Source organism: Streptomyces sp. NPDC001493 (assembly GCF_053597235.1).
In genome coordinates this window covers 111810-126730 of sequence record NZ_JBSFHV010000008.1, presented here as the reverse complement: position 1 = coordinate 126730, position 14921 = coordinate 111810, and the positions used below count along the sequence as shown (strand labels likewise).

At 70.3% G+C, this 14921-nt stretch carries 12 protein-coding genes; 8 read left to right on the top strand and 4 right to left on the bottom strand.

Going from position 1 to position 14921, the window contains the following annotated elements:
- Positions 1-3: 3 nt before the first annotated feature.
- From ACWCWD_RS14275 to ACWCWD_RS14260, 4 genes are all read right to left on the bottom strand, one after another.
- On the bottom strand, positions 4-720 hold the full coding sequence (locus ACWCWD_RS14275) for an HAD family hydrolase (RefSeq protein ID WP_450772869.1): 717 nt from the start codon (positions 718-720) through the stop codon (positions 4-6).
- Between the two features lie 172 nt (positions 721-892).
- Complete coding sequence (gene gltX, locus ACWCWD_RS14270; RefSeq protein WP_450772867.1) at positions 893-2368, bottom strand: glutamate--tRNA ligase; 1476 nt, start codon at positions 2366-2368, stop codon at positions 893-895.
- Entirely contained in the window at positions 2361-3146 is a 786-nt protein-coding gene (locus ACWCWD_RS14265; protein WP_450772866.1) for a fumarylacetoacetate hydrolase family protein, read from the bottom strand. Before ACWCWD_RS14265 ends, gltX begins: the two co-directional genes overlap by 8 nt.
- A gap of 162 nt (positions 3147-3308) precedes the next feature.
- On the bottom strand, positions 3309-3473 hold the full coding sequence (locus tag ACWCWD_RS14260; RefSeq protein ID WP_450772865.1) for a hypothetical protein: 165 nt from the start codon (positions 3471-3473) through the stop codon (positions 3309-3311).
- Between the two features lie 589 nt (positions 3474-4062).
- Between ACWCWD_RS14260 and ACWCWD_RS14255 the strand changes: the two genes are divergently transcribed.
- The 8 genes from ACWCWD_RS14255 (at position 4063) to ACWCWD_RS14220 (ending at position 14910) form a co-directional block, all read left to right on the top strand.
- The gene (locus tag ACWCWD_RS14255) at positions 4063-7971 is read left to right on the top strand and encodes a nitrate- and nitrite sensing domain-containing protein (protein WP_450772863.1); all 3909 of its coding nucleotides are present in this window, start codon (positions 4063-4065) and stop codon (positions 7969-7971) included.
- Between the two features lie 9 nt (positions 7972-7980).
- Positions 7981-8394 (top strand): roadblock/LC7 domain-containing protein, encoded by a 414-nt coding sequence (locus tag ACWCWD_RS14250; protein WP_323180487.1) that lies wholly within the window; start codon positions 7981-7983, stop codon positions 8392-8394.
- 134 nt (positions 8395-8528) lie between these two features.
- Positions 8529-8936 carry a DUF742 domain-containing protein gene (locus ACWCWD_RS14245; protein ID WP_266709549.1) on the top strand — a complete coding sequence of 136 codons (408 nt, stop codon included), beginning with the start codon at positions 8529-8531 and terminating at the stop codon, positions 8934-8936.
- On the top strand, positions 8917-9498 hold the full coding sequence (locus ACWCWD_RS14240; RefSeq protein WP_450772861.1) for a GTP-binding protein: 582 nt from the start codon (positions 8917-8919) through the stop codon (positions 9496-9498). Before ACWCWD_RS14245 ends, ACWCWD_RS14240 begins: the two co-directional genes overlap by 20 nt.
- A gap of 351 nt (positions 9499-9849) precedes the next feature.
- On the top strand, positions 9850-13161 hold the full coding sequence (locus ACWCWD_RS14235; protein ID WP_450772860.1) for a nitrate- and nitrite sensing domain-containing protein: 3312 nt from the start codon (positions 9850-9852) through the stop codon (positions 13159-13161).
- A gap of 10 nt (positions 13162-13171) precedes the next feature.
- Positions 13172-13585, top strand: a complete 414-nt coding sequence (locus tag ACWCWD_RS14230) for a roadblock/LC7 domain-containing protein (protein WP_266709517.1) — start codon at positions 13172-13174, stop codon at positions 13583-13585.
- A 91-nt stretch (positions 13586-13676) separates the two neighbouring features.
- On the top strand, positions 13677-14348 hold the full coding sequence (locus ACWCWD_RS14225) for a DUF742 domain-containing protein (RefSeq protein ID WP_450772858.1): 672 nt from the start codon (positions 13677-13679) through the stop codon (positions 14346-14348).
- Complete coding sequence (locus ACWCWD_RS14220; RefSeq protein ID WP_450772856.1) at positions 14329-14910, top strand: GTP-binding protein; 582 nt, start codon at positions 14329-14331, stop codon at positions 14908-14910. Before ACWCWD_RS14225 ends, ACWCWD_RS14220 begins: the two co-directional genes overlap by 20 nt.
- Positions 14911-14921: the final 11 nt, after the last annotated feature.

The window sequence follows — 14921 nt, the reverse complement described above, 5'->3', positions numbered from 1 at the left end:
ACATTACCCGAAGGTGTCCGACGCTCCAAAACGGGTATCCCGCGACAGCACCTCGGGCAGCTGGTGGAGGCCCGTGATCCGTACGAGATCGGCCCTGCCGCCCCGCTCCGCCCGGTCCAGCCAGATCCCCGTCAGCCCGGCCGCGACCGCGCCGGCGGCGTCGATGTCGGGCTCGTCCCCCACGTACGCCACCTCGTGCGGTTCCAGGGCGAGCGCCTCGCAGGCGGCGTGGAAGGCGCCGGCATCGGGTTTGGCGACACCGAGCTCCACGGCGCAGAGCAGCGCCTCGAACCGGTGGCGTACGCCCAGCGCGCTCAGCTTGCGGTCCTGCTGCACGGCGCCGGCGTTGGACAGGACTCCGTGGCGGTAGCCGCCCAGCAGGTCGAGGACCGGGAGCACGTCGGGGAAGAGGCTCCAGGCGGCCTCGTAGTGGGTCGCGTGCCGCCGGAACCACGCGTCGGCCTCCGCGTCCTCCAGGTCCCGCCCCAGAAACTCCCGCACCCGGTCCCTGCGCTGCCCCTCGAAGTCCGTCTCCCCCGCGGCGAACCGCGCCCAGTGGCGAGCGGTGAGCGCCCTCCATCCGTCCAGCGCCTCGTCGGGGGTGGTCCAGCCGCCGGGCAGCCCCTCCAGCTCCAGCAGCCGCGCCATGGCGACGCGGTCGGCGCCGGAATAGTCGAAGAGTGTGTCGTCGACGTCCCAGAGCACCGCGCGGATCTGCATGTACGCCACGCTACCGGCGCTTCTCCGGCCCCACTCGGCGAGAACCGGCCAAAGAGCCGCGCGGGACCGCGCGAGACCCGCGCGAAGGGGCCTGGGAGGCCCGGGAACGCCCGAGGGGCGGACCACCGGACTTCCGGTGGTCCGCCCCTCGGGACGTGCGTACGGCGCCGCGCTACGCGGTGAGCTTCGCGAGAGCCGCGTCCACCCGGGACAGGGTCTTCTCGCGGCCCAGGATCTCCATGGACTCGAAGAGCGGCAGGCCGACCGTGCGGCCGGTGACGGCGACGCGCACCGGGGCCTGGGCCTTGCCGAGCTTGAGGCCGTGGGCCTCGCCCGCCGCGAGGACGGCGTTCTTCAGCGACTCGGCGTTCCACTCGGCGTCGGCCAGGTTGGCGCGGGCGGTGGTCAGCAGGGCGTCGGAGCCCTCCTTCATCGCCTTGGTCCAGGACGCCTCGTCCTCGACCGGCTCGTCGAGGAAGAGGAAGTCGACGTTGGCGGTGATGTCGGAGAGGACGGTCACCCGGGTCTGGGCGTGCGGCGCGATCTCGGCGAACTTCTCCGCGTCGAACGACTCGGGGGCCCAGTTCGCGTACGGCGCCACCAGCCAGGGACCGCACGCGTCGGTGAAGTCCTTCACATCGAGCCGGCGGATGTGCTCGGCGTTGATGTGCTCGGCCTTCTTGAGGTCGAAGCGGGCCGGGTTGGCGTTGACGTCCGCGATGTCGAAGGCCGCCACCATCTCCTCGATCGAGAAGATGTCGCGGTCCTCGGCGATCGACCAGCCCAGCAGCGAGAGGTAGTTGAGCAGCCCCTCGGGGAGGAAGCCGCGCTCGCGGTAGAGGTTGAGCGAGGCCTGCGGGTCACGCTTGGACAGCTTCTTGTTGCCCTCGCCCATGACGTAGGGGAGGTGGCCGAAGACCGGGGTGGCCTTGGCGATGCCCAGCTCGGTGAGGGCCGCGTACAGGGCGAGCTGGCGGGGGGTGGAGGAGAGCAGGTCCTCGCCGCGCAGGACGTGGGTGATCTCCATCAGCGCGTCGTCGACCGGGTTGACCAGCGTGTAGAGCGGGGCGCCGTTGGCGCGGACGATGCCGTAGTCCGGCACGTTCTCCGGCTGGAAGGTCAGCTCGCCGCGCACCAGGTCGGTGAAGGTCTGCGGCACGTCGGGCATCCGGAAGCGCACGATGTGCGCGCGGCCCTCGGCCTCGTACGCCTCGACCTGCCCGGCGGTGAGCTCGCGGCAGTGGCCGTCGTACCCGGACGGCTTGCCGGCGGCGCGGGCGGCGTCGCGGCGGGCGTCGAGCTCCTCGGTGGTGCAGTAGCAGTCGTACGCGTATCCGCCGGCCTTCAGCTTCTCGGCGACGTCGCGGTAGATGTCCATCCGCTGCGACTGGCGGTACGGGGCGTGCGGGCCGCCGACCTCGGGGCCCTCGTCCCAGTCGAAGCCGAGCCAGCGCATCGAGTCGAGCAGCTGCTGGTACGACTCCTCCGAGTCGCGCGCCGCGTCGGTGTCCTCGATGCGGAAGACCAGCGAGCCCTCGTTGTGCCGGGCGAAGGCCCAGTTGAAGAGGGCCGTCCGGACCAGGCCCACGTGGGGGTTGCCGGTCGGGGAGGGACAGAACCGGACACGGGGGGAGGAGCCGTTAACCACGCTTGATCACCTTGTTGGTGAGAGTGCCGATGCCTTCGATGGTGACGGCGACCTCGTCGCCGACGTGCAGGGGGCCGACCCCCGCGGGGGTTCCGGTGAGGATGACGTCGCCGGGGAGGAGCGTCATCGCCTCGGTGATGTGGACGATCAGGTCCTCGATGGAGCGGATCATCTCGCTCGTACGGCCGAGCTGGCGCTGTTCGCCGTTGACCGTCGTCTGGATCGTCAGGTCGGACGGGTCCAGGTCGGTCTCCACCCAGGGGCCGAGCGGGCAGGAGGTGTCGAAGCCCTTGGCCCGGCCCCACTGCTTCTCACGCTTCTGCGCGTCGCGGGCGGTGACGTCGTTGGCGCAGGTGTAGCCGAGGATGACGTCCTTGACCCGCTCGCGGGGGACCTCGCGGCACATCCGGCCGATCACCACGGCCAGTTCGGCCTCGTAGTGGACCTCGTCGGAGAAGGAGGGGTACTCGATGGCGTCGCCGGAGCCGGTCACCGAGGTGGTGGGCTTGAAGAAGACGACCGGGACGTCCGGGACCTCGTTGCCCAGTTCGGCGGCGTGCTCCGCGTAGTTGCGGCCGATGGCCACGACCTTGTTGGGGAGCACGGGGGGCAGGAGCCTGACCTTGCTCAGCGGGACCTTGGTGCCGGAGAGCTCGAAGTCGGCGTACGGAATGCCCTTGATGATGTCGAGGACGAGGCCACCGGATTCCACGGTGCCCTCACCCTCGACGGCGCCGAAGGCGACATTGCCGTCGATGGAGAACCTGGCGATGCGCACGGGATGCTGTCGCCCCTCACTTGCTGGCTGGCTGAAGACTGACGCTCCAGGCTATCGCCTCGCCGTGCGGGGACCGGGGAGTGTCCGGCGGATCGTCGCCCGTCCCTCCGGAAGGTGCGGACAGCGGGACGGGCGGGTCGGCCGGACTCCCGGCGGGGGTGCCTACCTGAGGATGGTGCGGCGCGGGTTGGCCGTCTGCGTGGGCAGCGCGGTGGTGTACTCGGGCCGCTCGGAGAGCTCGGGGGCGCGCAGCGTGGAGGCGTCCGTGAGGTGCGCCAGCGTGGTGCGCCGGGGGTTGGCGAGGCTGCGGGACTGCGTCGTGTTCATCTTCCGTGGGGACCTTGTCGCCGGGGGCGCACCCCGGGGTGCGCCCAGTTGGTCGGGTTCGCCATCCCAGTAAAGCGTCAGGCTAAACATCGGATTCCCGGCCTTGCCCCGGATGAGACGGCGATCATCATGTGAGTTTGCTCACGACCAGCACCATAAATGCCGCATATCGGAATGATGATCACGCATATGGAAACGGACATTGCGTCACTGAATGTTCTATTCCGCTCCTGATCATCAGGACTGGGACACCGCACTCGTCCGACTGACCTGTCCGTAATGATCCACTTTCCGCATGAACACGCTGCACGGCTGGTCACACGGCCATCACGCCCTGTGACACCTACCCATGGGGAACCCACGGGCCTTGTTGGAGGTCCGGCACTGTGCTGGAATTCCACGCACCGCCACGGGTAGAGACCGGCGCGCAGGGGCGCAACGCAGCAACGCAGCGCCGAGTGGCGGCGGAGGGGGTTCAAGAACGCCGGTCGTTCAACGACCACCATGGGGCGCGTCCAGCGCCCCACGACGCCGACACCGTCACCGCCGCGCATGCGGGGGGACGCCTGGTCCAGAGGTTGCGACGCTAGTGCAGGGACGTTTCAAGAGGGATGGCAGTGCTCCGGCGGAACAGGAGCCGCGCGGCGGGACCGACCGCGGTTCCTCGCCCCAGCACGCCCAGAACCCCGGGTCGGCAGGCGCCGGCGACGGCGCGGAGCAGACCGCGCGCCCGGGTTCCACGACGAGCGAAAGTGCCGAACCGGCAGCGGCGGCGAAACCCCGGGACCCGGTGAGCACGGGTTCACGCGTAGCCCTGCGTAACTGGCGCATCAGTACCCGCCTGGTCTCCCTCCTGGCACTCCCCGTGGTCGCGGCGACCTCGCTGGGCGGACTCCGCATCAACGAGTCGATGAACGACATCCAGCAGCTGGAGCACATGCAGCTGCTGACGCAGATGACCAAGCAGGCCACCGCGCTCGCGCAGGCCCTGCAGGTCGAGCGGGACGAGTCGGCGGGACCGCTCTCCAACGGCGTGAAGGCGACCAACTACAAGGTCACCGAACCCCGGAAGAAGACGGACCGGGCGAAGGACGCCTTCCTCGACGCCACCATGGCCATCGGGGACACCGATGGCGACGAGGCCCTCGAAGGCATCCACGCCAGCGTCAACATGATCGCGACGCAGCTCGGGCAGATCCGCGACATCCGCAAGACCGCGTACGCCAAGGGCTCCCCGAGCGTCAACACGATCGACCAGTACAGCCAGTTGATCACCTCGCTGCTGAGCCTCTCCCAGGACATGGCGCAGGCGACCTCCAGCCCCGAGATGATCAAGCGCACCCGTGCGCTGGCGGCCTTCTCCTCCGCCAAGGAGTACGCCTCGGTCCAGCGGGCGATCATCGCCGCCGCGCTGCCGGGCGGAAACAGCACGAAGACCAACCTCAGTGAGAACGACAAGCAGTTCGGCCGCAACGCGCTCCGCAAGGAGAGCCTGGCGATGAACTCCTTCGAGACCATCTACGCGGCCACCGGGAACAGCGCGTCCGACCTCACGGCACCGCTGACCAGCGGCAACCCCGAGATCCAGGCGGCCAACACCTACGCCAAGCAGGTGCTCGACACCACGGTCGGCCTGAGCGGGCGCAAGCCGCGTTCCTACCTCGACTGGTACGACCAGAGCTCCACCAAGATCCAGGCGATGGAGACCATCGAGGCGACCCTCCTCAGCGACATGGAGGGCAAGGCCCGCGAGCTGCGCGAGTCCGCCCAGCGCGAGGCGATCCTCAACGGCGCCATCATCCTGCTGGTGCTCGGCGTCTCGCTCGTCGGCGCCTTCGTCGTGGCGCGGTCCATGATCCGCTCGCTGCGCCGCCTCCAGGACACCGCGACCCGGGTCGCCCAGGACCGGCTGCCCGAGCTCGTCCGTCAGCTCTCCGAGACCGACCCGCAGGACGTCGACACCTCCGTCGAGTCCGTCGGCGTCCACTCCCGTGACGAGATCGGCCAGGTGGCCGCGGCCTTCGACGACGTGCACCGCGAGGCCGTCCGCCTCGCCGCCGAGCAGGCGCTCCTGCGAGGGAACGTCAACGCGATGTTCACCAACCTCTCGCGCCGCAGCCAGGGCCTCATCCAGCGTCAGCTCTCGCTCATCTCCGAGCTGGAGTCCCGCGAGGCCGACCCGGACCAGCTGTCCTCGCTCTTCAAGCTCGACCACCTCGCGACCCGTATGCGCCGGAACGGCGAGAACCTCCTCGTCCTCGCCGGTGAGGAACCGGGCCGCCGCTGGACACGCCCCGTCCCGCTGGTCGACGTGCTCCGCGCCGCCGCCTCCGAGGTGGAGCAGTACGAGCGCATCGAACTGGCCGCGGTGCCCGCCACCGAAGTGGCCGGCCGGGTCGTCAACGACCTCGTGCACCTCCTCGCCGAGCTGCTGGAGAACGCCACGTCGTTCTCCTCGCCGCAGACGAAGGTCCGGGTCACCGGTCACGCCCTGCCGGACGGACGGGTGCTCGTCGAGATCCACGACACCGGTATCGGCCTCTCGCCCGAGGACCTCGCGGCGATCAACGAGCGACTCGCCTCGCCGCCCACCGTGGACGTGTCGGTCTCCCGGCGCATGGGTCTGTTCGTGGTCGGCCGGCTCTCCCTCCGTCACGGCATCCGCATCCAGCTGCGGCCCTCCGACTCCGGCGGCACCACGGCGCTCGTCATGCTGCCCGTGGACGTCGCGCACGGTGGCAAGCAGCCGCCGTCCAAGCAGGGTGCGGGCCAGCAGGGGGCCGCGCCCGGCGGTCTGCTCGGTGGTGCCGGTGCTCCGCGCGCCGGTCTCGGCGGCCCGCAGGCCGGTGCCAAGGGGCTCGGCCCTTCGGCTCCCGCCCGGGGCCAGGTCGGTGCGGGCTCCGGTCCGCGTGCGGCACTGCCCTCGCGCGACACCGCCGCGCGCGGACCTCAGGCGTCCGGCCCGCAGGCCGGCGGGCCTCAGCGGCAGCCCGGCGGACCGTCCGTACCGCAGGGAGGACCGCAGGCCGGTCGTCCGCAGGCGCCGCAGGGCCAGCAGGGTCCGCAGGACTTCGGGCGGCCCGAGCCGCAGCGGCAGGGCGGTGGCGCCCGGCTGGGCGCACGCGGTGCGCAGGGCGGTTCGGAGCAGGACCAGACGAACCTCTTCGGGCACGGCGCCCCGGCCCAGCAGGCCCCGATGACCCGGCCGGACCAGGGCGGCCGTCCGGTACGGCAGGACGTGTTCGGCTCCACCGGGCCGCAGCAGCAGTGGCAGGGCCAGAACAACCAGGGCAACCAGTCCATCCAGGGCAACCAGGGTGCTCCGGCCGGCCAGTTCGGCCAGGGCATGGACCAGGGCCAGGGCATGGACCAGGGCCAGGGCGGCCGGCCGGCGTTCGGCCAGAACCCGAACCAGGGTCTCGGCAACCAGCAGGGCCTGGGCAACCAGCAGGGCATGCAGCCCCAGCGGGGCCAGGGCGGTCCGGGTCAGGGCGGTCAGGGTCAGCGCGGGTTCCAGCAGCCCACCGGGCCCGGCCGTCAGCTGCCGCCGCCCGGCGGTCCGCGGGCCGAGCTGCCCGGGGGCAACCCGCAGCCGCAGCACCCGCAGCCGCAGACCACCACCTGGGGCATGGAGGACCGGGGCGCGCAGCGCCGCGGGCCCGCCGACGCGCCGCGTGGGCACGAAGAGGCCGAGGCCACGGGCCAGTTCCCCGCTCCGGCGGGCCCCGTACCGAACCGGAACTTCAACTCCCCGCTGAACCGGCGCACTCCGGGCGACGACCGCCAGGGACCCGGTGCCACCTCGGAGTTCGCCCGCCCGGACTTCTCGGCGCCGCAGGTCCCGCAGCCGCAGGACCCCGCGAGCACCGCGCAGTTCGCCCGTCCCGACTTCGGGGCTCCGGACCAGGGACTGCCCGCCCCGCGCCAGTACGGCAACGGCGGCGAGCAGGGTGTGCCGCGTCCGGCTCCGGCCGGCGAGCCGCCCCAGCGTTCGCTGCCGCCGCGCCGGTCCGCGCCCGAGGCGCTGCCGCCGGCCGGTCCTGGCGACGGCCGCACCCCGCTGTACGACACGCTGGAGACCAACTGGTTCCACGGTCCGCAGCAGGGCGGCCGGCCGCAGGAGGAGGCGGCTCCCTCACAGCCCGGTGGGATTCCGGCTCCGGCGGCGCCCCGGCGCTCCTCCGGCGACGCGAGCCCGGCGGGTCCGTGGCGGCCTTCGCCCAACGACGAACTCGTACGTCAGGCCGAGCGGGTCAAGAAGCCGGCCGCGGGCGGTGTCACCACTTCGGGGCTTCCCCGGCGGGTTCCGCGTGCCAATTTGGTTCCGGGTACCGCTCAGCAGCAGAATCACCAGTCCGGACCTCAGGTTTCGCGTGCGCCCGATGACGTGCGCGGGCGTCTGACCAATCTCCGCCGGGGCATCCAGCAGGGTCGGCAGGCGAACAGCCAGTCGACCGGAAGCTTCCAACTCGGCCCCACTCACCAGCAGGAGCGTTAGTTGAGCCCCATGAGTCAGGCCGCGCAGAATCTGAACTGGCTGATCACCAACTTCGTGGACAACACCCCTGGGGTGTCGCACACGGTGGTGGTGTCGGCGGACGGACTCCTGCTGGCGATGTCCGAAGGATTCCCGCGCGACCGCGCCGACCAGCTGGCCGCGGTCGCCTCCGGGCTCACCTCGCTGACCGCCGGCGCCTCCCGGATCTTCGAGGGCGGTGCCGTCAGCCAGACGGTGGTGGAGATGGAGCGCGGCTTCCTGTTCCTGATGTCGGTCTCGGACGGCTCGTCGCTGGCCGTCCTCGCCCACCCCGAGGCCGACATCGGTCTCGTCGGTTACGAAATGGCTCTGCTCGTCGACCGTGCCGGCACTGTCCTCACGCCCGACCTGCGCGCCGAGCTCCAAGGAAGTCTGCTCCACTAGGCGGCCACGCAGTGGGGATCTCTCGAGATCTCCTCAGGTACTGCCCACCACCCTCACTCGTCCGGCCGCTCACCGCCCCCACCGGCCCCTTGCAGACGGCGAGTAGACACCTCGCTGTCACGCCCGGAGGATTCATGACCCCGCCACCCGCCTCACCCGATCCGTACGGCGCTCTGCACCACGCGTCGTACGACGGGGAGGGCGACCAGCCGCTGGTTCGTCCGTACGCCATGACCGGCGGACGGACACGACCGCGTTACCAGCTCGCCATCGAGGCGTTGGTCAGTACGACGGCCGACCCCGCGCACCTGGGAACGCTGCTGCCCGAGCACCAGCGGATCTGCCACCTCTGCCGCGAGGTCAAGTCGGTGGCCGAGGTTTCGGCTCTGCTGTCCATGCCGCTCGGTGTGGCCCGGATCCTGGTCGCGGACCTGGCGGAAGCCGGCATGGTGGCCATCCACCAGCCGGGCAACGGAGAGGCCGGCGGAACGCCGGATGTGACACTGCTCGAAAGGGTGCTCAGTGGACTTCGCAAGCTCTAGCGGCGGTTCGGCCCGCTCCACCACCTCGGCGAAGATCGTGGTGGCAGGGGGCTTCGGCGTGGGTAAGACCACGTTTGTCGGTGCCGTTTCGGAGATCAGCCCGCTGCGCACCGAGGCCGTGATGACGTCCGCATCCGCGGGCATCGACGACCTGACCCACACCGGGGACAAGACCACCACCACGGTGGCCATGGACTTCGGACGCATCACCCTGGACCAGGACCTGATCCTGTACCTGTTCGGCACCCCCGGGCAGGACCGTTTCTGGTTCATGTGGGACGACCTCGTACGCGGCGCCATCGGCGCCGTCGTCCTGGTCGACACCCGCCGCCTCGCCGACTGCTTCCCCGCCGTCGACTACTTCGAGAACAGCGGCCTCCCCTTCGTCATCGCCCTCAACGGCTTCGACGGACACCAGCCCTACACCCCCGACGAAGTACGAGAAGCACTCCAGATCGGACCCGACACCCCGATCCTCACCACCGACGCCCGCCACCGCGCGGACGCCAAGAGCGCCCTCATCACCCTCGTCGAGCACGCCCTCATGGCCCGGCTGAAGTAGGCATAAGTCGGTATTGGCATAGGCAAGTTGCCGTAGTCACGCGGGGGTGGCCCCTGTGTCCTTCGACACGATCCGCCCCCGCGTTCATAACGTTTCGACAGAGAATTTCCCGTGGTCCGACACCCGACGCATCCGCCCGGTGCCGCTCCGCTCATGTGAGCCTCGCCTTTTGGCGGGGCTCGTTCTTTATGCCCGTTTTATCTGAGGCTTGCACCACTCGGACCGATCGGGTCCGAGTGTTTGGAACGCGGCAGCTCCCCATGCTGGAATGCGGCGAACTCCCGAGTAGTACGGCCCTGAACGAATTTACCGGCACAACGTAGGTGCCGACGCCGAGAGGTTGTTGGTCGAGTGAGGCGAAGCAACGAGGGCTCCCCGACGCAGCCAGAGCGGGGCAACTTCACGCCGCCGCGCACCGCTGTATCCCCCGGGGAGCGCGCCGACCGCGCGGACGCGGCCGACGACGGATCGCCCGTCGGCAGCACGAGCAAGCTGTCCCCGCGCAACTGGCGTGTGGCGACGCGGCTGAACGCGATCCTCCTGATCCCCGCGCTGGTGGGCCTCACCATGGGCGGCTTCCAGGTGAAGGGGTCGATCGACACCTGGAACGAGGCCCAGGAGGCGGAGAAGACCGCCCTCATCGTCAGGTCGGCCTCCGTCTACGGACAGGCGCTGCTGAACGAGCGCGACCTCACCGCCCAGCCGCTCCTGTCCAAGGAGTCCACCGCCTCGGCCGTGACGCAGACCCGCGCCGCCACCGACACCGCGGCCTCGGGGTTCACCGACGCGGTGGCGAGCATGCCGCAGACCCCCGGTCTCCAGCGCCGGCTGAAGCTCTTCAAGAGCGAGGAGCCGAAGCTCGCCGCGCTGCGCAAGGCCGCGTACACGAAGAGCCTGGACCCGGTGAAGACCGAGGAGGGCTACACCCAGATCCAGCACTCGCTGATGGAGTTCGCCAACGAGCTCGGCCTGGGTACTGGCAACGTCACCAGCTACGGCCGCACCGTCTACGCGCTCGAACTCTCGCAGGCGGCGGAGTCCCTCCAGCGCTCGATCGGCCTGCACCTGCTGGTGCGCCCGAGCGAGGACGAGGACACCTTCAACGCCCAGGTCAAGGCCTTCGGCTCGTACAACTACCTGGAGCAGATCGCCCTCGGCGAGTTCAACTCCGGTGGTACCCAGGCGGACGTCGACCGCCTCAAGGAGGTCATGGTCGGCAAGGCCGCCGAGGGCGCCACGCAGCTGAAGGCCGCCAAGGAGAAGGCCGAGGCGGCCGGGGTTCCGTTCGTGACCCCGCCCAGCGTCGACGGCTCCGTCTTCGACGGAATGGCCGCGCAGATCGGCCGGGGGCTGTCGCCGTCCGAGCTGAAGGCGAAGGGGATCACCCCGGAGACCTGGACGGCCGCCGCCACCGCGAAGTTCGAGGGGTACGCCACCGTCACGGACGAGCTCGTCGACAAGGCGGTGGAGGAGGCCGCGCAGATCTCCTCCGACGCCAAGACCGACGCCATCGTCAACGCCTCGATCGTCGTCGTCGCCCTGCTCGCCGCGTTCGTCGTGGCCGGGTTCATGGCCCGCCAGATGAGCCGGGCGATGCGCCGGCTGCGTACCGCCGCCTTCGAGGTCGCCGAGCAGCGTCTGCCGTCGCTGGTCGACCAGCTGTCGCGGACCGAGCCGGGCCGGGTCGACACCCGCGTGAAGCCCATCCCGATCAACACCAGCGACGAGATCGGCGAGGTCGCCCGCGCCTTCGACCAGGTGCACCGCGAGGCCGTCCGGCTCGCCTCCGAGCAGGCGATGCTGCGGGGGAACGTCAACGCGATCTTCACCAACCTCTCGCGCCGCAACCAGTCGCTCATCGAGGGCCAGCTGACCCTCATCACCGACCTGGAGAACAACGAGGCCGACCCGGACCAGCTGGAGAGCCTCTTCAAGCTGGACCACCTGGCCACCCGTATGCGCCGCAACGGCGAGAACCTCCTGGTCCTCGCCGGCGAGGAGCCGGGCCGCCGCTGGAACCAGCCGGTGCCGCTGGTGGACGTGCTCCGCGCCGCCTCCTCCGAGGTGGAGTCGTACGAGCGCATCGAGCTCACCGGGGTCCCGGACACCGAGATCCACGGCCAGGCCGTGACCGACCTCGTGCACCTGCTGGCGGAGCTGCTGGAGAACGCCACGGTGTTCTCCTCGCCGCAGACCAAGGTCCGCGTCACCGCGACCCGGCTGCCGGACGGCCGGGTGATGATCGAGATCCACGACAAGGGGATCGGCCTCACCGCCGAGGACTTCGCCGACATCAACCACAAGCTGGCCAACCCGCCGACCGTGGACGCCGCGGTCTCCCAGCGGATGGGTCTCTTCGTGGTCGGCCGGCTCTCCGACCGCCACGGCGTCAGGGTCCAGCTGCGTCCCTCGGGCGAGCAGGCCGGTACGACCTCCCTGGTCATGCTGCCGGACGCGATCACCCACGGTGGCGGCGGCGAACCGGCCGCCGAGCCGGACAGCTTCACCGTCTCGTCGATCATCCCGGAGCAGCAGCAGTCCTTCGCTCCCGCTCCGCAGCTCTCGGGCATGCGCACGGCCGCCGAACTCGGCTTCGACGACTCGCGCTACGAGAGCGAGTCGCCCGCGCTCGACCCGGTGGGCCGCTCGCTGATGCGCGAGGAGCGCCGGGCCGCGCTGGAGGCCGCCCACACCGGCGGCGAGCAGTCCCTCCAGGGCGGCGCGGCCGGCGAGGCCGACGGCCTGGCCGCCCAGCAGCAGGGCTTCGAGCAGACCGGCTACGCGCCGTCCGGTTACGAGCAGCAGGCCTCGTACGACCAGAACGGCTACCCGCAGGGCACGTTCGAGCAGGGTTCCTTCGGGCAGGGCCCGGCGGAACAGGCTTCCTTCGAGCAGGGTTCCTTCGAGCAGCCGCAGCAGGGCTTCGAGCAGACCGGCCACCCGGGGGCGTACGAGCCGTACGCCCCGGACGCGGGCTACCGGCCGGACGCCGAGCAGCTTCCCCAAAGCGGCTATGCGGAACAGGCGTACGCCACCCCGGACACGCAACAGCCTTCGTACGGTGACCAGTTCACGCCGCTCGGTGATCAGCCCCAGCAGGACGGGTGGCTGGAACAGGGCGGTTTCCAGGGAGGTTACGAGACCTCCGGCCAGGAACAAACGGAATCCGCTCCCAGCGCTCCCGAGGAGACGCCCGAGCGCGTAGGCTTCGATCATTCGGGTCCCACCGCGAACGCGGGTCACGACATGACCGACGCGGGACTCCCGCGCCGGGGCGGGCAGCAGCACTGGCAGCCCAACGGGCCGGTCGGCGACCGGCCCGCGGCGGCCGACCGGCCCCAGCGGCAGGAATCCCCGTCGGCCGCCGAACCGCAGGACGGCAACGACACGGACGACTGGCGTTCGACCAACGACGAGCGCTGGGAGCGGGCCGAGAGGCTCCGGGACCCGAAGGCCGGCGGAATAACCCTCTCGGGGCTTCCCCGGCGCGTGCCCAAGGCCAACTTGGTCGAGGGCACCGCGGAGCAGACCCAGCAGGGCGGCCCACAGGTCTCCCGTGCGCCCGAGGACATCCGCGGCAGGTTGAGCAACCTGCGGCGCGGCATCCAGCAGGGGCGCAAGCAGGGGTCGGACACCAGTAATACCTACAACCAGGAGCGTTAGTGTGAGCCCGATGAGCCAGGCGGCGCAGAATCTCAACTGGTTGATCACCAGCTTCGTGGACAGCACCCCCGGGGTGTCGCACACGGTGGTGGTCTCCGCCGACGGACTCCTGCTGGCCATGTCCGAGGGGTTCCCGCGCGACCGCGCCGACCAGTTGGCGGCCGTCGCCTCCGGTCTGACGTCGCTGACCGCGGGTGCCTCCCGGATCTTCGAGGGCGGCGCCGTCAACCAGACCGTTGTGGAGATGGAGCGAGGATTTCTCTTCATCATGTCGATTTCTGACGGATCTTCGCTTGCCGTTCTGGCCCACCCGGACGCCGATATCGGTCTGGTTGGGTACGAAATGGCACTTTTGGTGGACCGTGCGGGCGGTGTCCTGACGCCGGATCTGCGCGCCGAACTCCAGGGAAGTCTTCTCAACTAAGGAGACAGACAGTGCGTTTCTCGTCACCGCGCCATAAGGTGCGGTGGCGCGGCCCCACTGGGATCGGCGAATGGCAGCAGGAGGAGGAGACGTGGCAGCACCCACAGGCGGACACCCGTATGACGGCAGTCAGCGGGTTCCGGACGAGCACGGGGAAAACCGCTTCAACTTCCCCTCCGCGCCGAGCGGCGCGGGCGGCGCACAGGGCTACGACCCGTATCAGGCGCCCCAGCAGCCCGTGCAGCAGCAGCACCCGCGCGGAGCCGACTGGCCCCAGCAGCCGGGGCCTGACTGGTCCCAGCGACAGCAGTCCGAGTGGCAGCCCCGGCAGGAGCCGCCGCAGCGGTTCGACGCCCCGGCGCCCCGGATCCAGCCGGTGGCACAGCCGGCTCCGCGGCCCGCGCGGCCGGCTCCCGCCGCCCACAACCCGTTGGTCCGTCCGTACGCCATGACCGGTGGACGGACGCGGCCGCGTTACCAGCTCGCCATCGAGGCGCTGGTCAGTACGACGGCCGATCCGTCGAGGCTGCAAGGGCAGTTGCCCGAGCACCAGCGGATCTGCCGGCTCTGCTTCGAGATCAAGTCGGTGGCCGAGATCTCGGCCCTTCTCTCGATCCCGCTCGGCGTTGCCCGGATCCTCGTCGCCGACCTGGCCGAGGCCGGACTCGTCGCTATCCATCAGCCCGGCGGCGACGAGACCGCCGGCGGTCAGCCAGATGTGACACTGCTCGAAAGGGTGCTCAGTGGACTTCGCAAGCTCTAGCGGCGGAGCGGCCCGCTCCACCACCTCGGCGAAGATCGTGGTGGCAGGGGGCTTCGGCGTGGGTAAGACCACGTTTGTCGGTGCCGTTTCGGAGATCAACCCGCTGCGCACCGAAGCCGTGATGACGTCCGCATCCGCGGGCATCGACGACCTGACCCACACCGGGGACAAGACCACCACCACGGTGGCCATGGACTTCGGACGCATCACCCTGGACCAGGACCTGATCCTGTACCTGTTCGGCACCCCCGGGCAGGACCGTTTCTGGTTCATGTGGGACGACCTCGTACGCGGCGCCACCGGCGCCGTCGTCCTGGTCGACACCCGCCGCCTCGCCGACTGCTTCCCCGCCGTCGACTACTTCGAGAACAGCGGCCTCCCCTTCGTCATCGCCCTCAACGGCTTCGACGGACACCAGCCCTACACCCCCGACGAAGTACGAGAAGCACTCCAGATCGGACCCGACACCCCGATCCTCACCACCGACGCCCGCCACCGCGCGGACGCCAAGAGCGCCCTCATCACCCTCGTCGAGCACGCCCTCATGGCCCGGCTGCGCTGACGGCCGGGTAC